The sequence below is a fragment of the Prochlorococcus marinus str. MIT 9312 genome (assembly GCF_000012645.1).
In the GTDB taxonomy this organism is placed as follows: domain Bacteria; phylum Cyanobacteriota; class Cyanobacteriia; order PCC-6307; family Cyanobiaceae; genus Prochlorococcus_A; species Prochlorococcus_A marinus_L.
The window spans coordinates 839,110-863,571 of record NC_007577.1 but is presented as its reverse complement, the minus strand read 5'-3'; the positions used below and the strand labels follow the sequence as shown (position 1 = coordinate 863,571).

20 protein-coding genes are annotated in these 24,462 nt (G+C 28.5%); 6 read left to right on the top strand and 14 right to left on the bottom strand.

Annotated features, from left to right (window positions below; all coding sequences use genetic code 11):
• The first annotated feature begins 18 nt into the window (after nt 1-18).
• Nucleotides 19-198: a hypothetical protein gene (locus PMT9312_RS04740; RefSeq protein WP_011376481.1), complete on the top strand. Its 180-nt coding sequence runs from the start codon at nt 19-21 to the stop codon at nt 196-198.
• A 3-nt stretch (nt 199-201) separates the two neighbouring features.
• Here PMT9312_RS04740 and PMT9312_RS04735 read toward each other — a convergent pair whose 3' ends face one another.
• Together PMT9312_RS04735 and PMT9312_RS04730 are read right to left on the bottom strand one after the other, a co-directional pair.
• Nucleotides 202-1,032, bottom strand: coding sequence for a DUF4922 domain-containing protein (locus PMT9312_RS04735; RefSeq protein WP_011376480.1), 831 nt, complete (start codon nt 1,030-1,032; stop codon nt 202-204).
• 48 nt (nt 1,033-1,080) lie between these two features.
• Nucleotides 1,081-1,464 (bottom strand): DUF2237 family protein, encoded by a 384-nt coding sequence (locus tag PMT9312_RS04730; protein WP_011376479.1) that lies wholly within the window; start codon nt 1,462-1,464, stop codon nt 1,081-1,083.
• A gap of 97 nt (nt 1,465-1,561) precedes the next feature.
• Between PMT9312_RS04730 and PMT9312_RS04725 the strand changes: the two genes are divergently transcribed.
• A complete protein-coding gene (locus tag PMT9312_RS04725; RefSeq protein WP_011376478.1) occupies nt 1,562-1,780 on the top strand; it encodes a hypothetical protein in 219 nt (72 codons plus the stop codon).
• Between the two features lie 9 nt (nt 1,781-1,789).
• Here PMT9312_RS04725 and metH read toward each other — a convergent pair whose 3' ends face one another.
• A complete protein-coding gene (gene metH / locus PMT9312_RS04720; RefSeq protein WP_011376477.1) occupies nt 1,790-5,356 on the bottom strand; it encodes a methionine synthase in 3,567 nt (1,188 codons plus the stop codon).
• A 14-nt stretch (nt 5,357-5,370) separates the two neighbouring features.
• The gene (locus PMT9312_RS04715) at nt 5,371-6,285 is read right to left on the bottom strand and encodes a branched-chain amino acid transaminase (RefSeq protein WP_011376476.1); all 915 of its coding nucleotides are present in this window, start codon (nt 6,283-6,285) and stop codon (nt 5,371-5,373) included.
• 72 nt (nt 6,286-6,357) lie between these two features.
• On the opposite strand from PMT9312_RS04715, the gene cobN reads away from it, so the two are divergent.
• Nucleotides 6,358-10,095, top strand: a complete 3,738-nt coding sequence (cobN, locus tag PMT9312_RS04710; protein WP_011376475.1) for a cobaltochelatase subunit CobN — start codon at nt 6,358-6,360, stop codon at nt 10,093-10,095.
• 1 nt (nt 10,096) lies between these two features.
• Here the strand turns inward: cobN and PMT9312_RS04705 are convergent, their stop codons facing one another.
• The 4 genes from PMT9312_RS04705 to PMT9312_RS04690 form a co-directional block, all read right to left on the bottom strand.
• A complete protein-coding gene (locus PMT9312_RS04705; RefSeq protein ID WP_011376474.1) occupies nt 10,097-10,744 on the bottom strand; it encodes a PHP domain-containing protein in 648 nt (215 codons plus the stop codon).
• A complete protein-coding gene (gene hemJ / locus PMT9312_RS04700) occupies nt 10,737-11,303 on the bottom strand; it encodes a protoporphyrinogen oxidase HemJ (protein WP_011376473.1) in 567 nt (188 codons plus the stop codon). The genes PMT9312_RS04705 and hemJ overlap by 8 nt, the downstream gene beginning before the upstream one ends.
• 88 nt (nt 11,304-11,391) lie before the next feature.
• Nucleotides 11,392-13,350, bottom strand: coding sequence for an excinuclease ABC subunit UvrC (gene uvrC / locus PMT9312_RS04695; protein ID WP_011376472.1), 1,959 nt, complete (start codon nt 13,348-13,350; stop codon nt 11,392-11,394).
• 9 nt (nt 13,351-13,359) lie between these two features.
• On the bottom strand, nt 13,360-13,848 hold the full coding sequence (locus PMT9312_RS04690) for a flavin reductase family protein (RefSeq protein ID WP_011376471.1): 489 nt from the start codon (nt 13,846-13,848) through the stop codon (nt 13,360-13,362).
• Nucleotides 13,849-13,907: 59 nt separating this feature from the next.
• Here PMT9312_RS04690 and coaD point away from each other — a divergent pair, with 59 nt between their 5' ends.
• Nucleotides 13,908-14,381, top strand: a complete 474-nt coding sequence (gene coaD / locus PMT9312_RS04685; protein WP_011376470.1) for a pantetheine-phosphate adenylyltransferase — start codon at nt 13,908-13,910, stop codon at nt 14,379-14,381.
• A gap of 8 nt (nt 14,382-14,389) precedes the next feature.
• Here coaD and PMT9312_RS04680 read toward each other — a convergent pair whose 3' ends face one another.
• The 4 genes from PMT9312_RS04680 to dapF are packed head-to-tail and all read right to left on the bottom strand — an operon-like array spanning nt 14,390 to nt 18,273.
• Nucleotides 14,390-15,607, bottom strand: coding sequence for a D-alanyl-D-alanine carboxypeptidase (locus tag PMT9312_RS04680; protein WP_011376469.1), 1,218 nt, complete (start codon nt 15,605-15,607; stop codon nt 14,390-14,392).
• A gap of 7 nt (nt 15,608-15,614) precedes the next feature.
• Nucleotides 15,615-16,241, bottom strand: coding sequence for a DUF1995 family protein (locus PMT9312_RS04675; protein WP_011376468.1), 627 nt, complete (start codon nt 16,239-16,241; stop codon nt 15,615-15,617).
• Entirely contained in the window at nt 16,241-17,413 is a 1,173-nt protein-coding gene (locus PMT9312_RS04670) for a cysteine desulfurase family protein (RefSeq protein ID WP_011376467.1), read from the bottom strand. Before PMT9312_RS04670 ends, PMT9312_RS04675 begins: the two co-directional genes overlap by 1 nt.
• Entirely contained in the window at nt 17,413-18,273 is an 861-nt protein-coding gene (gene dapF, locus PMT9312_RS04665; protein ID WP_011376466.1) for a diaminopimelate epimerase, read from the bottom strand. Before dapF ends, PMT9312_RS04670 begins: the two co-directional genes overlap by 1 nt.
• A 107-nt stretch (nt 18,274-18,380) precedes the next feature.
• On the opposite strand from dapF, the gene leuS reads away from it, so the two are divergent.
• Nucleotides 18,381-20,951, top strand: coding sequence for a leucine--tRNA ligase (gene leuS / locus PMT9312_RS04660; RefSeq protein WP_011376465.1), 2,571 nt, complete (start codon nt 18,381-18,383; stop codon nt 20,949-20,951).
• Here the strand turns inward: leuS and PMT9312_RS04655 are convergent.
• A complete protein-coding gene (locus PMT9312_RS04655; RefSeq protein ID WP_011376464.1) occupies nt 20,948-22,531 on the bottom strand; it encodes a glucose-6-phosphate isomerase in 1,584 nt (527 codons plus the stop codon). The genes leuS and PMT9312_RS04655 overlap by 4 nt on opposite strands.
• Nucleotides 22,532-22,710: 179 nt before the next feature.
• Here PMT9312_RS04655 and purN point away from each other — a divergent pair, with 179 nt between their 5' ends.
• Nucleotides 22,711-23,367 carry a phosphoribosylglycinamide formyltransferase gene (gene purN, locus PMT9312_RS04650; RefSeq protein WP_036924628.1) on the top strand — a complete coding sequence of 219 codons (657 nt, stop codon included), beginning with the start codon at nt 22,711-22,713 and terminating at the stop codon, nt 23,365-23,367.
• Here purN and argC read toward each other — a convergent pair.
• Entirely contained in the window at nt 23,351-24,406 is a 1,056-nt protein-coding gene (gene argC, locus PMT9312_RS04645) for an N-acetyl-gamma-glutamyl-phosphate reductase (protein ID WP_011376462.1), read from the bottom strand. The genes purN and argC overlap by 17 nt on opposite strands.
• Nucleotides 24,407-24,462 lie beyond the last annotated feature (56 nt).

Below are 24,462 nucleotides of genomic sequence, written 5' to 3'. Positions count from 1 at the left end.
ATAATAAATACAAAAAAAATGTTTAATTGTTATTTCAAGTCATCTAAAGAAAAAAAGAGTTTTTATCAACATAAGAAATTAGAAATGCTCAATTATATTAAGGATTCACTTGAACGTAAAATTGCCTCTGTAACAGCATCTATAGAAGTTCTAGAAAGCCAAATAAGCAGGGATAATGAAGTTGAAGTAACTAACTAGTATTCAAACAAAACTTTCTAGAAGTTTTTCAGGGCCAAATTTCTTTAAATAATTTATATTTGAACTTTCAGTTACTAATAGATATCCTGCGAATCCTAAACCGTTAATACTGAAACCATGAATATGATCATTTTTTCTTTTTATAATAGCGATCCATTTATTAGTTATTAAAATATTGTAAGGATATATCGGTTTCTTATCACTAATAGGGTCCCCAAGTCCTAATTTCTTGCATAATTCTAAGTAAAATTCAAAAAGACATGATGGATTTTCTAAAAAATTAAATTTGGATACAATAATATTTTTTTTAAGCTTACTATCTAGATCTTGATATGAGTTCATCTCTAAAAACCACTTTTCTCTAGGGCATGATATCTCACCTTTAGATCTACGCAGAAGTTGAAAATGCCTGTGAGGTTGACTTGCTCCCGCAATTGGAGAACTATTGAAAAACCATAATCCACTAGTATCTTTATTAACTTGTTGGATCGCTCTCCAATCTTTAATATCTAACCATCCATTTTGAGGTTTCCATTCATTTGTAATAAGTAAAATATGACCTTTTTGTACAGGGTACTTATTTAATATTAGTTGATGATTATCACCAATTTTATCAATTTCTAGTATCGTTTCCCAAGGACAAAATGGATTTTGCTTAGGACCATAAATTTTTTTTTTATTAAATTTTGAAGTATCGAGTTTCCTAATTATGAAGTCGTCTTTTTCATATAAATCTCTTGTAATTATATCGGTTTTGAGAGGATATAATGATTCATCATCAATTGATAATCTAGTTTGTTCTAGTGCTTTTTTCCAATATATTTCTAAACTCATTTAAAAAAATTTATCATTATCATTTTAAAAAAAAAAATAAAATTGTAATTATTTTTTATTAAATTGATATTCTTTCAATTTTTCCAGAGGTACTGATTCTAAGACTACAATATTCGTTGATTCTAATATGACTTTTGGTGCAAGACCGTCTAATAATGCTTGCTTCCACCTATCAAGACAAATACACCAATGATCACCATCTTTTAGTCCTGGGAAGGAATAAATAGGCATGGGAGTTATTAAATCATTACCTTGTGATTTACTATATTTCAGGAAATTATCATCCATTACACAACATATGGAATGATTCCCTCCATCATTTTTGTCATAGTTGCAAAATCCATCCCTGAACCACCCTGTCATAGGTGCGCAACTACAAATCTCAATTTTCTCCCCAAGGACATTTAACTGATTTTGATTATTTATGGTCATAGTTTTTTAATAATAATAAAACACCAACATTTCTTTAAAAAAGGTTGACGAGTATGGGGGGTAAGGAGGTAATAATTCTAATAAGGTTTTTTTCATTATGGATTGGGACTTTACTGAAAACATTGCATTTAAAGCTCTTTATGAGGCTTTTAAAGATAGTGATGAAACTTCCGCATTAGAATTTTTATCTAGTGATGGTGCTTCATATTATCTTGAGTTAACACAAGATGCCGCGGGTGAGGGACTTGATCTGGGTGATAATGAAACGAAGGAAGAACTACAGGAAGAAATTATTGAATATTTAGAAAACAACTAAAGATTTAGCTTAAGCGCTGAAATATTTAGCTTTTGAGTGTAGTGAAATGATAGCTGTAGTACTTTGTTCTGGATGAAGTTGTTCAGATTCATCCATGGTCAAGTTTATTCTTTTTGCATCCAACAATGATAATTGTATGTTTGAATCAGATACTTTTGGACATGCAGGATAACCAAAAGAATATCTAGCTCCTCTATATTTTTGAGCTAGTATTTCTCTATTTTTGTCTGGTTCTTCAGACCTAAATCCACATTCAATACGAATTAATGCATGGACATACTCAGCTAGAGCTTCTGCTAATTGCACTGTAAGTCCATGGAATAACAAATAATCGCTATATTTATCTTCTTTAAATAATTTTTGAGAATATTCACTAGCAATATCGCCCATGGTTACTGCCTGCATAGGAAATATATCTATCGGTTTATCATTTTTCAAATCGCAATAAAAATCAGCTATGCATAAATTATTCCCAGATTTTTGTCGTGGAAAATTAAATTGGGAAATTTTATTTAATGATTTTTCATCAAATAAGAAAATACTATTATCTTTTCTCCCGCATCTGAAATATCCATAAACTGCTTTGGGTGATATAAGTTTTTTCTCTATAATTATCTCTAACCATTTATTTAATAATGGTTTAGCATATGAATCCAAATAGTTATTGTATTCATCTACGCTTTGGTTTTTTCCTTTTTTTATTTGCCATTGTCCGCTAAATAGAGCTTTTGTATCTAAATAAAATATTAACTTATTTAAATCTATATCAACATCGTTCAAGACTTTCGTTCCCAAGAAAGGGGCTTGAATTGGATCTTCTTCATTTATAAATTTAGATCTTATAAAATTTTCTTTTAAATTTAATTTGGAAGTCTCGGTTTGTATGGATATTGATTGTTTAACAGCTTGAGAGTTGGATTTTGATGAGGCTAAATTAATATTTATACCCTCATTGTTAATGAAACCCTCTGTATTTGACCAATTACCCTTTTTCTTATTATCCATATATTCATTCATGAATTTAAGATCAGTGAACGCATCTTTTCCGTACAATATTTTCCCTTTATATATTTTGCTGCAGTCCTCATTTACAAATTTTGGGGTTAAGGCTGCACCTCCTAATATTACTGGTACACTAATATTTTCATTGTTAAAAGCCTCTAAATTATCTTTCATAAAAGCAGTTGATTTAACAAGTAATCCGCTCATAGCGATGCAATCTGCATTGTGCTTTTTTTGTGCATCTATAATTGCTGAAACATCTTGCTTTATTCCTAGATTTATTACGTCATAACCATTATTTGTAAGTATTATATCTACCAAATTTTTTCCAATATCATGTACATCGCCTTTGACAGTTGCAATTAAGAGTTTTCCATTTGATATTTTTTCATCTACAGTTTCCATATATGGTTCTAAAATTGAAACAGCAAATTTCATTGTTTCAGCGGATTGGAGTACAAATGGCAATTGCATTTGACCTGAGCCAAATAAATCTCCTACAACTTTCATCCCATCTAATAAAAAGGTATTAATTATTTCAAGAGGTTTATATTTTTTTAACGCTTTATTTAATTGATCCTCTAATCCTATTTTTTCTCCATCAATAATATGATTTTTCAGACTTTCTTCAAGAGTTTGGTTTTTATTATCTGAAGATGCTTTTTTGAAATCTTGAATGGATAAATCTTGAAAAGCCTTTGTTAATTCAACTAATGGATCATAAATACAAATATCATCTTCAAATTCTCTTTTATCATAAATCAAATCTAAGCAAAGCTTTTTAGTTTCTTCAGTAATTTTTGATAATGGCAAAATTTTATTTGGTGCGATGATAGCAGAATCTAATCCTGCTTTAATGCATTCATCTAAAAATATTGAATTTAGATTAATTCTTGATAATGGTGAAAGACCAAAACTAATGTTTGATATCCCAAGTATGATATGAATATCTGGGAAATTTTCACGAATTTTTAAAATAGCACTAATAGTTTCTTTAGCGTTTAATCTATCTTCTTCTATCCCTGTAGATATTGGCAGAGCTAATGGATCAAAAAATAGCTCATAATCTGACAAACCACATTCTCTTGTTCTATTAATCGCTCGTTTGACAATCTTATATTTTTTTTCTGAATTCCTTGCCATTCCATCTTCATCAATTGTTCCAACGACAAGACCTGAACCATACCCTAAGGCTAAATTTAGAACTTGATCAAACCTTTCATTGCCATCTTCGTAATTGGTTGAATTTATAATACATTTACCACCAGCTGACTTTAATCCACTTTCCATTTTGTCAGCATCTGTAGAGTCAATCATTAATGGTAAATTTATATTGGTAACTAGTCTTGATGTTATTTCTTTCATATCTTTCACTCCGTCTCTTCCTACATAATCGACATTTACATCAAGAACGTGAGCATTTTCTTTTTGTTGCTGCTTGGCAATTGCAACTAAGCCATCCCAATCGTCGTTATTTAATAACTCCCTTACCTTTTTCGATCCACTTGCATTTAATCTTTCTCCTACTATCAAAATTGAATTGTCTTGTTTGTATGGCACAGAGTTATATATTGATGAGGCAGATGGAATAAAACCACTTGAATTTTTCTTGCCATTGTTGTTAGTCCTTTCATTATCAATAATTTCATCTATTATTGAAGAGAGGTATTTTGTATGTTCAGGTGTTGTCCCACAACATCCACCTATTAATTGAACATTAAAGTCATATATAAAATTCATTAACTGCATCTTTAATTCTATTGGCTTTAATCTATAGTGAGCTACACCACCAATGTTTTCAGGAAGACCTGCATTGGGAATACAGCTTATAGCGAAGGGAGAATTTTCAGACAAATATTTAATATGTTCCTTCATTTGCTCTGGACCAGTTGCACAATTAAGTCCAAGGATATCTATATTAAATGGCTCTAATATTGTTAATGCAGATGCAATATCAGATCCAACAAGCATAGTACCTGTTGTTTCCATTGTTATAGATACCATTAAAGGTATATCAATATTTTTACTTTCGAGAATTTCTTTTGATGCTAATAATGCAGATTTAATTTGTAAAACATCCTGACAAGTTTCAATCAAAAGAAGATCAACTCCTCCATCTATAAGACCATAAATTTGTTCTTTATATGATTGCTTTAATTCATCAAAATCTATATGTCCTAAGGTGGGTAATTTAGTTGTTGGCCCAATTGAACCTGCTACAAACCTTGGTTTATCAACTGATGAGTATTTGTCAGCAGCTTTTTTTGCTATAAATGCCGCATTTTTATTTATCTCATAAGCCTTATCCGCAATATCATATTCATCAAGAACTATTGATGAGGCTCCAAATGTATTAGTTTCTATAACATGACAACCTGCTTCTAAAAATGAATTATGAACGTTCTCAACTACCTCTGGCGATGATAAAACAAGGTTTTCATTACATCCCTCTAATTCTTTTCCTCCAAAGTCATCTGCAGTAAGATTTAAGTTCTGAAAAGATGTTCCAGTACCTCCGTCAAAAATAATTAATGGTTTTTCATCTCTATTTAGATAGGTTCTGAAAGATTCCATTTTTAGCTAAAAATTTATATTAGTGAAATTCTTGTTACCCAATTATCATAGTCTTGAGAACGACCTTCTGTTATTTCTATAAGCTTACTTTTTAATTTATTCATTATTGGTCTTTCAACATTTAATTCAGTTGATTCGATTTTTTTAACTGGTGTAATTTTTGCTGCTGTACCAGTTAGAAAAACTTCATCTGCTATTAATAATTCTGTTTTATCAACAGGTCTCTCAATTACATTTATTCCAAATGATTTTGCTAATTCAATTACACTAGCTCTAGTAATCCCCTCAAGGATATCTTGATCAACACCAGGAGTGATTAAGTCTCCATTCCTTACAATAAATAAATTCATACCACTAGCTTCGCTTACCTTACCACTTGAATTTAATAGCAGGGCTTCATCAAAACCAGATAAACTAGCTTCTGTTTTTGCTAATGAACTAGTAATATATGCTCCACTTATTTTTCCTCTTAAGGGGAGAGATCTATCTTCTTGTCTTGTCCAACTACTCATTCTACAAGAAACACCATCTGGGGATAAATAATCTCCTAGTTCAATACAATAAATAAAGAAATCTGTTTCAATATTGTGTAACCTTGGAGCTATACCTAAATCGCTTGTATATACAAATGGTCTTATATAAATAGGTTTTTCTGGCTTGTTTCTTTTTATAACTTCTTCTAAAGCTTTAAAAATATATTCTTCAGAAATTTCAGTTAAGAGTAATTTTGCACTTTGAGATAATCTTTTTATATGTTTATCAGTTCTAAACAAAAGAAATTCTTCTTTGTTTGTTGGGTTAGGTATCGCTCGCATTCCTCCAAATGCAGCAGTACCGTAATGTAGTGCATGAGTAGCTATTGATATTTTTGCTTCTTTAAATGGAATACATTTACCTTCGAACCAGGCGTATGGAAGAAATTCATGCATATTTAATTTATTTAATTAAGGTAAACTTGTTTTATCCAACGTACGTATTCTAAACCTTATTTATATATAAAAATGCACAGGATATTAAATATAGCAGGAAATGAAAAGAATAAGGATGATTTAATTGAGCAACCAGCTGCAGATTTTATTTTTATAACAAGTGTCAAGGCTGATTTAAATCTTATATCAAACTTATTGTTAGAAAAAGAATTTGCTTCATTAAAAAATAATATAAGAGCTTTAGAAATTTCTAATTTAAATTCCTCAGCTCAAATAGATAATTATTTATTAAAAACAATTAATTATGCAAAAGTTGTCGTACTTAGAATATTTGGAGATAAAGGTACATGGAACTATGGAATTGAACAACTTTTAAATTGGCAAGCAGTTAATAAAAAAAGGAAGTTAGTAATCCTATCAGGTACCATTGATCAGGAAATTTCCTTATGTGAAATAAGTAGTATAGATAAAAATATTGCATTAAATATTTCTAGATTACTAAGATCTGGAGGACTGGATAATTATAGAAAGTTTCTTAATTGTTTAAATTTTTTAGTTGTAGATGAAAAATTAATTCCTGATGAGTTTTTAAATATTACTTTTTATGCAGATCCCTATTTACATGATTGGAAAAATGAAAAAGGCGAAAAGATAGGAATAATATCCTATAAATCACTTTTTTTAGCTAATGAAATTGAAGTAAACGAAAAACTTAACTTGCAATTAAGAAAATGCGGACTATCTCCTAAAACATTTTTTATTTCAACACTAAAAGATCATATTATTCAGAAGAAATTAATAGACATTTTTAAAAAAGAAGATATTAAACTAATAATTACCACAACTTCATTTTCTTCATCGCAAATCAAAAATAACGATTTAATTGAAAATTCAACAAATATTTTTACTTCTCTTAAAATTCCAATTTTACAGCTTCTTTCTTCTAATAGATCAAGAAAAAAGTGGCTAAAATCATCTATTGGAATGAATTCATCTGATTTATTAATGCAAATAATTATTCCCGAATTTGATGGACGAATTACAACCTGTCCTTCAGCATTTAAAGAAATAATTTCTAAAAAAAATACACTATATAGTGAAATAAGTACTTACAAAGCTGATCAAGTAGGTATTCAATGGATTTCAAAATTTGCAATAAATTATGTGAAACTACAGAAACTTAATAATTTTGATAAAAGAATTTGTTTAGTAATAAGTAATTATCCAGTAAAGAACGGAAGAATAGGTAATGGCGTTGGTCTAAATACACCATCTTCAATAATAAATATTCTTAATTGGTTAAAAGAAGAAGGTTATGACCTTGGATCTTGTAATTATCCTCAAGATTCTTCGGAATTAATGTCAATGCTTATAAAAACTAGAACTAATGATATTGAATCTCAAAATAATAAACCATTAGATTACTTACCACTTAGTGAATATTTAGAATATTGGAATTATTTAGAACTTGATCCCAAAAATATTATTTTTAATCGTTGGGGTAAACCATCTGATGCGATTGATTTAGATAATAAAGGGTTCTCAATAAATGGTCTTAGATTTGGAAAAATAACATTATTGATTCAACCACAGCGAGGTTATGACGCTTTCACTGATAGAGATATTCATTCTCCCGATCTTCCACCTCCCCATAGATATTTAGCACAATATTTTTGGATTGAAAAAGTTTTTAATGCGAATGCTATTTGCCATATTGGTAAACATGGGACTGTTGAATGGTTACCTGGCAAATCTATAGGTCTCAGCAATAAATGTTTTCCAAATATTATTTGTCCAGCAATACCAAACATATATCCGTTTATCGTAAATGATCCTGGAGAAGGATCCCAAGCTAAAAGAAGAACTGCTGCAACAATTATTGATCATTTAACCCCTCCTTTGGATAGGTCAGAATTATATGGTAAATATTCAATATTAGAAAATTATTTAGACGAATATTTTGAAGCAAAATTATTAAATTCTAATCGGATTGAAATAATAGAAAAATCCATTTTTGAATTAATTAAAAAAGATTTTAGCGAAATTGCTTTAAACAATAAAAATAATCAAATAGAAGAAATTGATTCCTTTCTTTGCAAAATTAAAGAATCTCAAATTAGGACAGGTTTGCATATTTTTGGCAAAAGGCAGAATGACATTAATGAAATAAATTTATTCTTGTGTATTGCTAGAGTACCAAATGCCAACCGAATTGGTGTTATTCAATATATAGCAAAACATTTAAAACTAGATTTGAATCCTTGGACAAATCAATATGATCAAATGTTAAGTGAAAAGGATAAAAAAATATTATTGACTTTTTCCAACAAAAACATTTTAAACTTTAGAATGGCTATTGATTTTTTGGAACAACAAGCAAAGTATTTAATATATTTGTTTTTTTACAAAAAGAATACCAATATAAAAAATCTCGAAAAATATAAAAATCAGAAAATAATAGACTATTTCTTTAATGAAAAAAAACATAATAATTATTTTTTAGTATTAAAAAAAGAGATTCTATATCCAATAATTAATTCTTCATATAATGAGAAATCATCATTTATTAATTCATTAAATGGACAATATGTAAAAAGTGGTCCATCTGGAGCCCCTACGAGAGGTAAAACTGAAGCTTTACCCACTGGTAAAAATTTCTTTTCAGTTGATTCGAGAGGACTGCCAACTGAATCAGCATGGAGTGTTGGTTGTCAATCTGCTTTACAAATACTTGATTTATACAAACAAGATAATGGAGAAGATTTAAAAAATATAGCAATATCAGTATGGGCAACATCCACAATGAGAAATGGTGGTGAAGATATTTGTCAAATACTATATTTATTAGGAGTACAGCCTATTTGGGATGGGCCTTCAAGAAGAGTAGTAGATCTAGAAATCATTCCTTTATCTATTCTCGAAAGACCAAGGGTTGATGTTACTTTAAGGATTTCGGGAATGTTTAGAGATGCATTTCCACAGTTAGTTAAATTAACTTCTAAGGCAATAAATCTTGTTTCTAATCTTGATGAGGATGATAAATTTAACCCTCTTGCTGGGGCATCAAGGGAAGGTGATTCAATTAATCGTATATTTGGGTCAGCGCCAGGTTCATATGGAGCAGGTCTACAAGAACTAATTTCAAATTCTAATTGGGATAATATTGATGATTTTGGAGAATCTTTTCTTAATTGGAGTAAGTGGATTTACAGTGATAATCTTGAACCTATAGAGGATAAAAAAGCATTAGAAAATGCTCTTAAAAATGTTCAATTAGTTGTTCATAACCAAGATAATAAAGAACATGATATTTTAGATTCTGATGATTATTATCAGTTTCAGGGTGGATTATCTTCAGCAGTAAAAAAATTGAGCGGTAAATTACCTGAAATGTATCATGGTGATTTATCTAAATTTGGATTATCTAAAATTTCAAAATTACAAGATGAAATTAATAAAGTTGTTATATCAAGAATACTTAACCCTAAATGGATAAATGGAATGAAGGATAATGGTTATAAAGGAGCGTTTGAATTTTCAGCTACACTAGATTACTTATATGCTTTTGATGCTTCTACTGAAGTAGTCTCAGATTGGTGTTATGAGGAAGTTTATAAATCATGGTTATGTGATCTGGATCTTAGAAATTTCTTTCTAGAGAATAATCCATGGGCTTTAAGAGATATTGCACAAAGATTTCTTGAAATTGTCAATAGAAAAATGTGGAATAATTGTTCATCAGATGTCATTGAAAATTTAAAGAACATAATTATTAATACTGATTCAATAATTGAAAAAAACGAATTCTGAATTATCTACCTAATAGCGAAAGTCCATGACTATCTGTTCCGCATGTTTTTAGCATTGAATATTTATCTGCTAATTTATTTATTTCTGTACATACAAATAAACTAGGATTCCATACTTCATTCAGTTCATAATCGTACCAAACCTCTATTCCATCAATACCTTGTATTTTGGCCTCTGGAATTAATTTATAAAAGGGAATCCTGTATCTAGCTGGATGTGCAAGAAATGATAAACCATCAGCTAAATTTATTGCTTTAATAACTGATTTAATATCTAAATCATTACCTATTGGAGACTCTCCAAGGATGTAGGGATTTAGGTATTTACTTTTTATATCTATTCCCAATCCAATTACATGTACTAAACATCCTAGAATCAAACAATTAATTTCTATTCCCGAAATTAATGTAAAAGAATCTTTAGGATAATTTTTGAGTAAATTATTTTTTTTTATATATTCATGAGCTTTAATTGTATGATGATCGGTTATTGATAAAAATTTCAAGTTATTTTTATAAGCTTGTTCTAAAAGTTCATATGGTTCTAGACTTCCATCACTAAATTTTGTATGACAGTGAAAATTAATATTTTTAGGACAACTATTTTTATTAATATTGGAAGTTAATTTTACTAAGTCTTCCCTATTCATTACTTAATGAATTCTCATTTTTCTTTCTAATCTTTGCATATAATTGTATTGAAGCCAACATGAAAATAATTAATCCAACTACGCTCCATGTAGCAATACTAGTTGGAAAATTATTTTTAAAAATTACTAAAAGTACAATTATAAATAATAATAAAGTAGGCAATTCATTTAATAATCTAAGGTTTTTTGCTGAAATGGTTGAAGTACCATTTTGTAATGAATACATTATTTTGTAACAATAAGAATGATATATTACTAATCCTAAAACAAAAGAAATTTTAATTTGCAACCACTTCTCACTTAACCAACTTGGTTGCATAATAACCATGCATATAGCCATACTTAAAGCTAATATCATCCCAGGTGTTGTGATAATATTAGCCAGCCTTTTTTCCATCAAGGTGTATTGTTTATTAAAGGCAATTTTTAATTCATTATCCATATTTTTAGATTCTTCATGATATATAAAAAGTCTTACTAAATAAAAAAGTCCCGCAAACCAAACGATTACACCAATAATGTGAAGTGATTTAAACCAGAGAAATGCTTCAGCTGCCAAATTAATAGATTAATTTAAAAATATATATTTTTAATATAGTTATATTTAACAAGATCAAGAAATCTATTTTTCAAAAATTAATTAATATTTATAACTCGTTAAAATATTCATATATATCATTTACTGAGTTTTTTCCAAGTCCTTTAACTTTTGATAAATCCTCTTTACTAGCTATTCTTATCGCGTCTATTGATTTAAAATACTCAAGCAATTCTCTTATTCTTGATGGTCCTAATCCACTGATTTGGGACAATTGAGATCTATTCATTCTCTTAGATCTTTTGTCTCTATGAAAAGATAATGCAAATCTATGTGCTTCATCTCTTACCCTTCTTAATAGAAGAACTCCTTTCTGATTTTCATCAGTGTCAAGAGACTTAGTAAAGCCTGGAATAAATATTTCTTCATTTTTTTTTGCTAATGAACATATAGTTACTTCTTCCTCAAGATTTAATTCATTTAATGCTTTAATAGCTGCATTCAACTGTCCTTTTCCTCCATCTATCATTATTAAATCAGGCCAATCTGATAAAAGTTCATTGTCTAATTTACTATTCGTTTTATCATTTAATATTGAAAAATCCCCTCCGCTTTTTTTAAATCTTGACCATTTTTTAAACCTTCTATGTATTACTTCATATATCGAAGCAAAATCATCACTATGTCCTACAAAAACGTTTGGATCTTTAATTTTATATTTCCTATAATGCTGTTTAGAAGGAATCCCATCAATAAAAACGACTTGTGATGCTACAGGGTCACTACCTTGAATATGGCTTATATCATAACCTTCAATTCTTTTAGGTTGTTCGCTTAATTCAAGTATTTGGGCAAGATCCTCAATAGATGATTCATTATCTTGTATCCCATTTAATATTCTATCTAATTCTAATTTCGCATTTTTTAAAACCATTTCTACAGTTTCATGTTTTTTATTTCTTTTTGGGATTAATATTTTTACTTTCTTTTTTCTTAGCTCCGTTAACCAATCCTCTATGGTTGCTTGTTTTGGAAGGTTATATTGAATAAGAATTTCTGATGGTATTTCTACAGCTTCAACATTCATATAATGTTCTTCTAATATCTTTTGTAGAATATGATTTTCATCTTCATTATTTAATTTTTGACTATAGCCAATTCTCCCAATGAGCTTACCAGATCTCATTTGGAAAATTTGTATACTAGCTACATTTTTTTCTGAAACTATTCCAAAGATATCTCTATTAATTGAAGAATCTGGTATTGATATTTTTTGTGATTCAGTTAATAATTTTAAACCTGAAATTTGGTCCCTTATTTTTGCTGCATTCTCATAATCTAAATCATTTGAAAATTGCAGCATTTTTTTTTGTAAAAATATTTCTAAGTCATCATTTCTTCCCTGAAATATCATAGATACTTGTTGCATTATTTTTTTATAATCGTCAGATGATATAACTTCTTGGCAAACACCTGGACATCTTCCTATTGAATAATTCAAACAAGTTCTATCTTTATAGACTGGCCTTGGTCTTTGTCTAAGTGGAAATATCTTTTTTATCGTAAACAATGTTCTCCTTAATAATCCGACATCAACATAAGGTCCATAATATCTATCTAAATTATTTCTATTTCTTCTTCTTCTTGTAATAAATATTCGAGGATATTTCTCACTCCAAGTTATACAAAGATATGGATATTTCTTATCATCCTTTAAAAGAATATTAAAGTATGGTTTGTTTGTTTTAATTAAATTTGACTCTAAATTTAATGCTTCATATTCGCTATCTGTGACTATTATTTCTATTTCAGTTATTTGACGAACCATCAAACTTAATCGGGGAGTTAAATCTGAATAATTATTGAAATAACTACTTACTCTACTGCGTAGTTTTTTTGATTTACCTATATAAAGTAAGTTATTATCAATATCTTTAAAAAGATAACAACCAGATGACTTTGGAATTTCGGATAATCTTGATTTTAATAATTCCTTATTATTAATTAATTTATATTCAATTTTAAAATTATATTTGTTATCTATTTTTTCGATAGAGGAATTACTCATTTATAATGATTACCCTCCATAATTCCAGCCAGTTGAAGATAAATTTAGTGAGTCAACATCATTATTCAGATAAGCAGATTGAACCTCTCCTACAAAAACGGTATGATCTCCATGCATAACACTTCCAACAACATTACATTCAACCCCACCAACACTATCAACTAAAATAGGCAATCCAAGCTCACCTAATTTAAATTCAACAGATTCAAATCTACCTCCTAATGCTTTTTGAGGTTTAAAGAAAACAGCTGCTAGATCCTTTTGATCACTTTTTAGAACATTTAATGAGAACTTATTGGTGGACTTTATTATTTCATGACTTGAACCCTCTGCTCTAACAGCCATTACAACTAATGGTGGGGTGAAGGAACCTTGAGTCACCCAACTTGCAGTAAATCCATTCACTTCATTTTTAACCTCGTCTCTAACGCCACAAATAAATAATCCGTGAGGTATTTTTCTTAATAAGATTTTTTTTGCTTCTAGATTTAATGTCATAATTGATTTATCTAATAATCTTATTTTAACTAAATTTCTTATTCGATCATAATAAATTCATGAAAATTCTTTATCCAGGTACATTTGATCCTTTAACAAACGGGCATCTTGATTTAATAGAAAGGGCTGAAAAAATATTTGGCAATCTAGTAGTTGCTGTTTTAGAAAATACTTCTAAAACACCAACATTTAATCTTGAAAGAAGAATAATACAAATAAAATATTCTCTTTCTCATTTGCCTAATATTGAAATTATTTCTTATTCTGGTCTAACTGTTGATTGTGCAAATGATCTAAAAGCTAATCTTATTCTTCGAGGATTAAGAGCAATGAGTGATTTTGAGTATGAACTTCAGATTGCTCATACAAATAAATCTCTTAATAATGATATTGAAACTATATTTTTATCGACAAATACAAATTATAGTTTTCTTAGTAGTTCTTTAGTAAAAGAAGTTGCAAAATTTGGTGGTGAAATTAATCATATGGTACCCCCCTCTGTTGAGAAGGATTTAAAAGAATATTTTAAATAATATATTTATTAACAAGATTTCAAGTAATAAAGATCACGTAATAATTTAAAAGCTTTTTCTTTATCAATTTTATTAGAATTTTGGATAATGCTTATAATTATTGGCTTTTCATTTTTATATAAAAAGCCGGATAATGCAAAGACATTTGAAAGAGTACCAGTTTTGCCAAAAAACTTTCCAGATAATTCACTATTTACAAATCTTTTAGCTAATGTTCCTCTTACTCCCGTAATTGAAAGTGTAGATTGATAAGCATTAAAATCATTAAAATATCTCATTTTATCTAAAAACAATACAACTAACTTTGTTGTAATTTTATTTTTTCGAGACAATCCACTAGCATCTGCAAAGTATGCATTAGTTGCTGGGAGGCCTTTATTTTCAAGCCATCTTTTCAATTTTATATAGTCATTGTCGTTCCATGTATTTGAGGCATTTTTAAAGAGAGTTTCAGCTGTAAAATTATGGCTTTCAGAATTTGTTAGAGTTAATAATGAAAGAATTGGAGTTGAATATATTTTATTTATCTCTTTAATATTTTTTAAATAAAAAGTTTTTTCTGAATCAAAAAAATCTATATATATTTTTGAATTTGGAAATTTATTTTTTAAATAATTTTTAATAAAATTTTTTAATGCATAAATATCATCATATTTATTGTGATTACTTTCTATTGCAAGAGATGTAATTGGAGATCCATATTCGTAAAGTTTATCAGTATTTGTCCAACCATTAGGCCAATATAATTTTGAATTAATTTCTACAATATTAAACTTAATAATTTTATTTTCTTTAACATTTGAAATTAGTTCGATTATATTTTCATAATTAAGATCTGGATCACCCTGACCGAGTAAATAATAATTGTTTTTATTTTTAAATAAGGAAGTTATTAAATTATTATTTAATTTATATTTACTTAAAACATAAGCTGATGAGAATAATTTTTGATTAGATGCTGGCAACCTTGGAACATTCTCATTGTAGGAACTTATTATTTCCCCTTTATTATTAATAATTGATACACTAAAAGAATCATCAAGCGTTTGATTCAATAAAGCATCATAAGTAGGACATATTTTATTTTTAGTAATTATTCCCGGGAAATTAAAATAAATACTATTTAAAAAAGTTATTTTCTGATTTGTTAGTAAATATCTTATTAGGAAAGGAGATGTTACTAATACAATAACAATTAAGAAAAATGAATAAATTTTTTTTATCACATTCAATCTATAAATTTACAAAAATAGATTCATTGTCGGGTTTAAATTCAAATTCTTTTTTAAAAAAATATCTTTTATTTTCTTCTTTGAAAAGCAACCAGTTATTTGGATAAATATGCATAAGAGCAGCTTTATTTAAAGGCTGAAGAAAATAAATATTTTTCCATGTTATGACAAAGTTTTTACGTCGCTCTCTAATAACACTTCCTATACCAATATTGGCATCTTCAAATTTTGGATTTAATGAATAATGCTTACCTTGATAATTATCAGACATTGGTTCAAATGAATCGAAATCATATGGCTGAGGTAGTATCGATATCATTGCACTATCAATATTATTTATATTATTTGATTCATTAAATGATTTAAAAGTAAAGATTTTATCTTTGATATCTGGATAGTCTCTTTGAGCCAAAGCCACAGCACCTTGATCAGCAAATGTTATGAATACATTATTATTTTTAGACAATATCTTGTAGATAGTTATTCCAATTCTGTTAAACTTCAATCCTTCAAAATTTAATTCTATAGTAAATCTTTTATTTGAATCTAATAAACTTGGAATAATTGCATCCTCCATATTCTTAAGAGATTCATTTAAATCTTTAGGTAGTCTGTAATTGGTTTCCATTAAAATTTGTCAATACATATTTGAATAAGTTCTAAAAATTTATCTATTTCTGACTTATTGTTTATTGAACCTAAAGTAACACGAATATTTGAATATAGTTCATCATCTTTTAAACCAATATTTTTAAGTGTTGAGCTAGGTTTCCCAGATGAGCTTGAACAAGCACTTCCACTACTTATGGCTATTTTATTTTCAGACATGAAATTAACAATCTTATAGGCCCTTATAGGCTCAAATAGTTTATTTAATAGTAGAAACGAAATATGATTGGGAAGTCTATGGTTAATACTACCCGTAATCTTTATATGATTATTGTCCTTAATTTTTTTAAAAAAATAATTTTTAAGTTTATTAATATTATTAGAAGGAAATTCAGTTATGTAATCACATAACTTTATTTTTCCTTTAATATTCTTTAATGATTCATACATTCCAGCGATTAATGGCAAAGCTTGTGTACCTTGTCTAATTGAAAATTCCTGAGTAAGTGATATGTCTTTATTTTTTAAAATTTGTCTAGACTTTTCTTTTGTTAAAAGAATACCGATACCTTTTGGACCTCCAAATTTATGAGCAGATAAACTTAAAAGATCACATTTAAGATCTTTCCAACTGAATATTCCATTACTTAATATTTGAGTTCCATCTAAATGAAACATTATATTTAATTCTTCACATTTGGAACCTATAAATTGAACCGGTTGTATTGTCCCAATTTCACTTTGTCCCCAAATAATTGATACAATCTTAGTCTCATTTGTTAAAATTTCATCGATATTAGAAATATTTAAAATTCCATCATTATTTACCGTCCATTCGTAAATATCCCAATTTTGTTTTCTTAGTTTATTAGCACAAATAGTTGTTGCTTGATGTTCAACATTCGAAATAACAACTCTACCATTTTTAAAGTTCTCATAAATATTATTAAATACAATATTTGTTGATTCCGAAGAACCAGATGTAAAAATTATATCCTCTGGATCTGCTTCAAATATATGTGCAATTTTAGATCTAATTTTTTCAAGATATGTAGAACATTTTATCCCTAGCTCATATGTAGATGAAGGGTTATGCCAATAATTCCTATAAGTTGAATTAATTATATTTAAAACATTCTTAGATAATGGAGTTGTGGATGCATTATCTAAATAGATAAAATTATTTTCCATTAATTTACTAACATTGATCCTGAGAAAACCTTTTTAGCATTACCGGTCATCATGACTTCAAAATCGTCTTTTGACCAATCAATTTTAAGATTACCTCCTGGTAAAGTTACTATGGTTTGTGGATTACAAAGTCCTAATTTATAAGCTGCTACATGGATAGCACAGGCACCTGTTCCACAGGCTAAGGTTGGTCCTGCACCTCTTTCCCATACTTTTACTTTGATATTATCTCTATTTATGATTTGACAAAAATGTACATTAGTTTTTTCAGGAAATAATTCATTTTTTTCAAATATAGGACCTAGTCTGTAAAGAACAATTGACTCTATGTCTTTTACAAAGAATATTAAATGAGGATTTCCCATTCCTACGGCATAACCCATATTATTGAAATTTTTCTCAATAAATTCGTGTGAAGGAATTGAATTGATTTTTTTTTCAATTGTTGTTGGAATATTTTGACTTTCTAAAATTGGAACTCCCATTTTTACTGTAATTTCATCATTTATATATTTTGCAATTTTTAAACCTGCTTTAGTCTCAATTTTATATTCTATATTTTTATTATTCATTGAATCATTTACGTGGAGATACTCAACTAAACACCTAATTCCGTTTCCACACATTTGTGCTTCAGAGCCATCAGAATTAAAGATTATCATTTTTGCATAATTATCTTCATTAGGTTCTTCTATAAAAATTACACCATCTGCTCCAATACCAAATTGCCTGTTGCAAATTTGTTTTATATCAAATATTTTATTTGACTTGTAATTTTTATATAAATCATTTCCTCTAGAATCAATTACTACGAAATCATTTCCGTTACCTTGATATTTTTCAAAATTTATATTTTTCATTTGTAGATAATATATTTTAAATTTTAATTATAAATTATTCCTTTTAACAAACTATTTCTATTTTATACAATGGATATTAAAATAATAATTTAACAAATAAAAAATAAGTGATTTCTCCCGATAAACAATATGAGACAGATACCAATTTATATAATCCATCTGAAATAGAAAAAAAATGGCAGTCAATATGGACAGAAAACAATTTATACAAAACCGATGAATTAACTGAGAATAGCGATAAATTTTATGCTTTATCAATGTTTCCTTACCCTTCAGGTAATCTTCATATGGGACATGTTAGGAATTATGTTATTACAGACTTAATAGCTCGTTTCCAAAGGTTTAAGGGAAAATCTGTTTTACATCCAATGGGTTGGGACGCTTTTGGTTTACCTGCTGAGAATGCAGCGATTGAAAGAGGAATTAGTCCAAGTGTCTGGACTAAAAAAAATATTTCTCATATGAAGTCACAATTAAAGCTTTTGGGACTATCAGTTGATTGGGATAGAGAATTTGCAACTTGTGATGAAAATTACTATATTTGGACACAATATCTATTTTTAGAGTTATACAAGGCAGGTCTTGTATATCAAAAGGAATCAGAAGTTAATTGGGATCCGATAGATAATACAGTCTTAGCGAATGAACAAGTTGACTCAGAGGGTAAATCTTGGAGATCTGGGGCGCTAGTTGAAAAAAAATTATTAAAGCAATGGTTTTTAAGGATTACTAATTATGCGGATGAGTTATTGAAGGATTTAGAAAAATTAGATAACTGGCCAGAAAGAGTAAAAATAATGCAAGATAATTGGATTGGAAAGTCAATTGGTACAAATATTAATTTCAATATCAATACCAATCCAGAAAAGAAAATAACTGTATTTACAACAAGGCCAGATACTTTATTTGGAGTTACTTATTTAGCAATTTCTATTAATCATTCATTAATTAAAAATATTTCAGATCAAGAAACCATACAAGATATAGAAAATCTTAAACAATATTTGAAAAATAATAAAAATAATGAACTTGAAAAAATTGGAATAAAAACTAGTTTAATAGCAATAAATCCAGTTAATTCAGAACCTATTCCTATTTGGGTGGCAAGTTATGTTCTCGATGAATACGGTACAGGTGCTGTTATGGGCGTGCCTGCTCATGATCTAAGAGATTTTGAATTTGCCAAGAAAAATAATATTGATATTAAACATGTAATAATAAAGGATAAAAGTGAAAAAACTAAAGAGCTTGATGAAGCTTATGTGGAAAATGGATATCTTATTAATTCAAATCATTTCAATGGTATAGCAAATACTATTGCTAAATTAAAAATTTCAGAGGAGGGCGTAAATAATGGATGGGCCGAAAATAAGATTCAATATCGTTTAAGAGATTGGTTAATATCTAGACAAAGATATTGGGGATGTCCGATTCCTATCGTTAATTGCAAAAAATGTGGATCTGTTCCTTTAAACCAATCGGAATTACCTGTTGCATTACCAAAAGATATAGATATCTCTGCTAACAAGATTAATGCTTTAGGTGATAATTATAATTGGATAAATACAACATGTCCAAAATGTGGAATAGCGGCAAAAAAAGAAACTGATACTATGGACACTTTTATGTGTTCATCTTGGTATTTTTTAAGATATCCATCGTCAAGATGTTCAACTAAGCCATTTGAAAAGATTGAAATTAATAATTGGTTGCCTGTAGATCAATATGTTGGAGGAGTAGAGCACGCAATCTTGCATTTGTTATATGCAAGATTTTTCACTAAAGCATTGCGAGATAATGAACTATTTGAAATTGATGAACCATTCAAAAAGTTATTAACTCAAGGAATGGTTCAGTCCGCAGCCTATAAAAACAATAAAACGGGTAAATATATTTCTCCTTCAGATATTAATGACCTATCAAATCCTACAGATCCAATTGACAACTCTAAACTCGAAGTGCTTTTCGAGAAGATGTCCAAGTCTAAATATAACGGAATAGATCCTGAATCAGTAATTAAAAAATATGGAGCAGATACAGCAAGAATGTTTATATTATTTAAAGCACCACCAGAAAAAGATTTGGAATGGGGAGATTCAGATGTTGAAGGACAATTTAGATTTTTAAGTAGGATTTGGAAGCTTTATATAAGTTGTTCAAAAGATATCAATAGTAAAAGTAAGTCCTATCCAAATAAAGAAAAAACTTTAATAAAGTCAATGAACATTGCTATAAAAGAAATTACAAATGACATATCAAATAACCAATTTAATACAGCGATTTCAGAACTAATGAAGTTTTATAATTCATTATCAAATAACATTAATGACGTAAACAATAATTTAAAAATAGATGCTTTAAAAACATTTTGTATTTTATTGGCTCCATTTGCACCTCATATTTCTGAAGAAATATGGCTTCTTATAGGATTTAAAAATTCTGTTCATTTAGAACACTGGCCTTCATTTAATGCCGAAGCACTAAAAGAAGATTCATATGTACTAGTAATACAAGTAAATGGAAAAGTTAGAGACAAAATAAATATTAATAATGAAATGAATGAAGATCAAATTAAGGAATTAACTCTTAAAAGACCCAATATATTAAAATGGACTCAAGATAAGGAAATAAGAAAAATAATTATTGTTAAAGGAAAAATTATGAATATTGTTGTTTAAGAATTTCTTTTTTGAATAACTAATGAATTTGGATTTGACCAATCGCCCTTAACTAAATAATCTTCATTACCGAAACACATTTCACGAAGTATGAAAAATATAGGTTCACTAACTGAATTATCAATTAATGATGTTATTTCATTGATAGAATATTCGCCTCCTTTCTCTAATAAATTACTTACTTTTTGTTGATAGTCAATAATATTTGCAGCTGCTTTCTTTCCGGCTTCAACTCCAGGTTGATCATAGGCATTTATATTTACTAATTCAGCGTAGAAAGATACAGATCTCTCAAATAAAGCGATTAAGGCACCTAGTGAAAAACAATTTAATTTTTCTAATGTGATAGTGATACTTTGTCTGTTTTCACTAGAAAGTGCGGATCTAGTTCCCTGCAAAAAACCAGAAAGATATTCTTTAGGATTCTCTTTTCCATCAAAAATATTAGTCGATGGAGAATCTAATAATTCAATAAAAATACAAAAGAAGTTATCAATACCATCTCTCAGTTGCTGAACATAAGCATGTTGATCTGTAGATCCTTTATTACCAAAAACGGATATCCCTTGATTAACTACTTCACCATTCCTATTAAATTTCTTTCCTAAAGACTCCATTACTAATTGCTGAAGATATTTACTAAATACCTGTAACCTATCTCTATAAGGTAAAACAACCATATCTCTCTTTCCAACGCCATCTCCAGTTAAATACCATGCAGATGATAATAATGCTGCGGGATTATTTTTAAAATCACTAGTACGTGTGGCCTCATCCATTAATGATGCACCTCTAATAAATTCAAATATATTTTCATTAATAAGAGCTAATGGAAGTAATCCTACAGAGCTAGTAATACTAGTTCTTCCTCCAACCCAATCTTGTAAATTGAATATTTTTAACCAATTTTCAGAAATGGCTTTATTAAATAACTTACTATCTTTCATAGTTATAGCTATAGCATTAGAATTCCATTCAAGTGAATTGTTTTCACAATGACTCTTAATAATTTCCATAGCAATTCTAGGTTCAGGCGTACCACCCGATTTGCTTACTACTACAAATAATGTTGTGGATAATTTTTCAGCTAACTCTTCTAACTTTTCGCTAATTAAAAAAGGATCAACATTATCGATATAAGAAAAATTTAATCCTTTAGAGCACTTCTGCAGTGACTCTGTAATAAGTAATGGGCCTAATCCACTTCCACCAATTCCTATCCATAGAACATCAGTATATTTCTGATTATTCTTATTCTTAATATTTCCATTTAAAATTTGTTTGCCAAATTCAGAGATTTCATTTATATCTGCACTAATCTCCTCTCCTATATTGGAAGATGGAGAAATTGATGGATTTCTAAGCCAATAATGTCCAACTTGTCTATTTTCATCAATATTTGAGATTGCACCATTTTCTAATTCTTTTATTGATGACAAAACATCTGTAAATTTCTCTTCTAAAGTGACAATGTCGTCATTTGTAAAAATAATTTTGCTTATATCTAACCAAATATTTAATTTTTTATCAAACCAAAGATAATTACAAAATTTATCCCATGAGTTTAATTCTTCATTCATTTTATATATTTTTCCTTTATTTATGATTTAATTATATCTTTACGAATAGTACATAGAATTAATTCTTTTAAATTTGTTTAAATTTATATCTTTAAATTTATATGTTTTTGAATAAAAACAATTACAGTAGATTGTTTTTTTTATTTCATATGAATTTATCATTGGATAAAATAAAAATTTTGGATAAATCATTTAATTACATAATTTCGCCTGAGATATCTAAATTTAGAAGATTTTCACCAAAATTAAAAATTGGAGTACTTGCTTCTGGGAAGGGAACAAACTTTCAGGAGTTAATTAATCTCTCAGGAAAAGGAGAATTAGACCTAGAAATAAAAATTCTAATTACAAACAAAGAAGATGCTGGTTGTATAAAAAGAGCGGTAAAAGCTGAAATACCTCATAAAATAATAAGAAGTGAAGACTTTTCTCATAAAGAACTATTTGAATTAGAAATTATAAATACATTAATTAATCATGATGTTGAACTTGTAGTAATGGCTGGCTGGATGAAAATTGTCACTCCATTCTTTATTAACAAATTTAAGAATAAAATTATAAACATTCACCCATCATTACTTCCTGCATATAAAGGAGGTTCTGCAATAAAGGATTCGATATTAAATGGTTCAAAAATAACTGGTTGCTCAGTACATTTTGTTGAGGAGGAAGTGGATAGCGGTTCTCTTATAATGCAAGCTGCTTTATCAATCCAACACGACGACAATATTGAAACACTATCTAAAAAAATACAAATACTTGAACATAAAATTTTACCTCAATCAATCTCTCATGCTGGTTTTTTGATAAGAAGTAATTTTATGGAAAGTTATTAGTTAACTCAAGGCCATCATCCATTGAAAATCCACTCATAATATTTAAATTTTGAATTGCCTGCCCAGTCTGTCCTTTTAACAAATTGTCAATTACAGATAAAATAACTATTCTTCCATTTCGAATATCAACTTTAACAGAAAGGAAAATTTGGTTTGTATTTTTTACCCATTTTGTGGATGGGAATGTACCTACAGGTAAGACTGTAATATTCTTAAAATTCCTATAATAATTATCCAAAAGAATTCTGCAATCATCTGATGTTAATCCAGGATCTCTTAATCTCCCATATATAGTCGAATGCATACCCCTTGAAATTGGAACCAAATGAGGAGTAAAAAGAAGTTCGATTTTATTTCCAGAAATTAATGATGCTACTTGCTCGATCTCTGAAGTATGTCTATGGTTTATCAATCCATATGCTGACAGTCCTTCTCCACATTCTGATAAGAGTAGCTTTTGGTTTGGTTCTCTCCCACCTCCAGAAGTTCCGCTTTTAGAATCAATAACTATACCTTCATTTTCAATAATTCCTTGCGAAAGATAAGGAACTAGAGGAATAAGAGCCGATGTTGGATAACAACCTGGACATGAAATTAATCTTCCATTTGAAATTGCTTCTTTATTTATTTCAGGAAGACCGTAGACTGCTTCTTTACATAAATCATCATCATTCCTTTTAAAAGCAACAGCTTCTTTTGAATATACTTTTTCCCATTCAACTAGCGACTTATATCTATAATCTGCTGATAAATCAATAACTTTAACTCCTCTATCTAATAATTTCCTTGTCAAAGTAGAAGATATACCATTAGGTAAACAAAGCAAAGCTACATCAGAATTCTTTGAGATATTCTCTACTGATATTTTTTCTATATAAGGATCGGTATCAAGATAAATAAAAGGGAAGTTATCATTCCACTTTGACCCAGAAGTTTTATTACCGCCTAAAAATGAGATTTTGTAGTTTTTATTATTTTTTAAAAGATTTACCGCTTGAATACCGCCGTAACCAGTAGCACCTACTATTGCAACATTCATTTCTTTGAATTGGCAGAATTTGAGATAGGATTATAAAGTGTTGAATTTAGGATAAC

Bases quoted from the DNA above. Each gene is read 5' to 3' on its own strand.
- PMT9312_RS04740 (WP_011376481.1), top strand. From the start codon at position 19: ATGTTTAATTGTTATTTCAAGTCATCTAAAGAAAAAAAGAGTTTTTAT.
- PMT9312_RS04735 (WP_011376480.1), bottom strand. From the start codon at position 1,032: ATGAGTTTAGAAATATATTGGAAAAAAGCACTAGAACAAACTAGATTA.
- PMT9312_RS04730 (WP_011376479.1), bottom strand. From the start codon at position 1,464: ATGACCATAAATAATCAAAATCAGTTAAATGTCCTTGGGGAGAAAATT.
- PMT9312_RS04725 (WP_011376478.1), top strand. From the start codon at position 1,562: ATGGATTGGGACTTTACTGAAAACATTGCATTTAAAGCTCTTTATGAG.
- metH (WP_011376477.1), bottom strand. From the start codon at position 5,356: ATGGAATCTTTCAGAACCTATCTAAATAGAGATGAAAAACCATTAATT.
- PMT9312_RS04715 (WP_011376476.1), bottom strand. From the start codon at position 6,285: ATGCATGAATTTCTTCCATACGCCTGGTTCGAAGGTAAATGTATTCCA.
- cobN (WP_011376475.1), top strand. From the start codon at position 6,358: ATGCACAGGATATTAAATATAGCAGGAAATGAAAAGAATAAGGATGAT.
- PMT9312_RS04705 (WP_011376474.1), bottom strand. From the start codon at position 10,744: ATGAATAGGGAAGACTTAGTAAAATTAACTTCCAATATTAATAAAAAT.
- uvrC (WP_011376472.1), bottom strand. From the start codon at position 13,350: ATGAGTAATTCCTCTATCGAAAAAATAGATAACAAATATAATTTTAAA.
- PMT9312_RS04690 (WP_011376471.1), bottom strand. From the start codon at position 13,848: ATGACATTAAATCTAGAAGCAAAAAAAATCTTATTAAGAAAAATACCT.
- coaD (WP_011376470.1), top strand. From the start codon at position 13,908: ATGAAAATTCTTTATCCAGGTACATTTGATCCTTTAACAAACGGGCAT.
- PMT9312_RS04675 (WP_011376468.1), bottom strand. From the start codon at position 16,241: ATGGAAACCAATTACAGACTACCTAAAGATTTAAATGAATCTCTTAAG.
- PMT9312_RS04670 (WP_011376467.1), bottom strand. From the start codon at position 17,413: ATGGAAAATAATTTTATCTATTTAGATAATGCATCCACAACTCCATTA.
- dapF (WP_011376466.1), bottom strand. From the start codon at position 18,273: ATGAAAAATATAAATTTTGAAAAATATCAAGGTAACGGAAATGATTTC.
- PMT9312_RS04655 (WP_011376464.1), bottom strand. From the start codon at position 22,531: ATGAATGAAGAATTAAACTCATGGGATAAATTTTGTAATTATCTTTGG.
- argC (WP_011376462.1), bottom strand. From the start codon at position 24,406: ATGAATGTTGCAATAGTAGGTGCTACTGGTTACGGCGGTATTCAAGCG.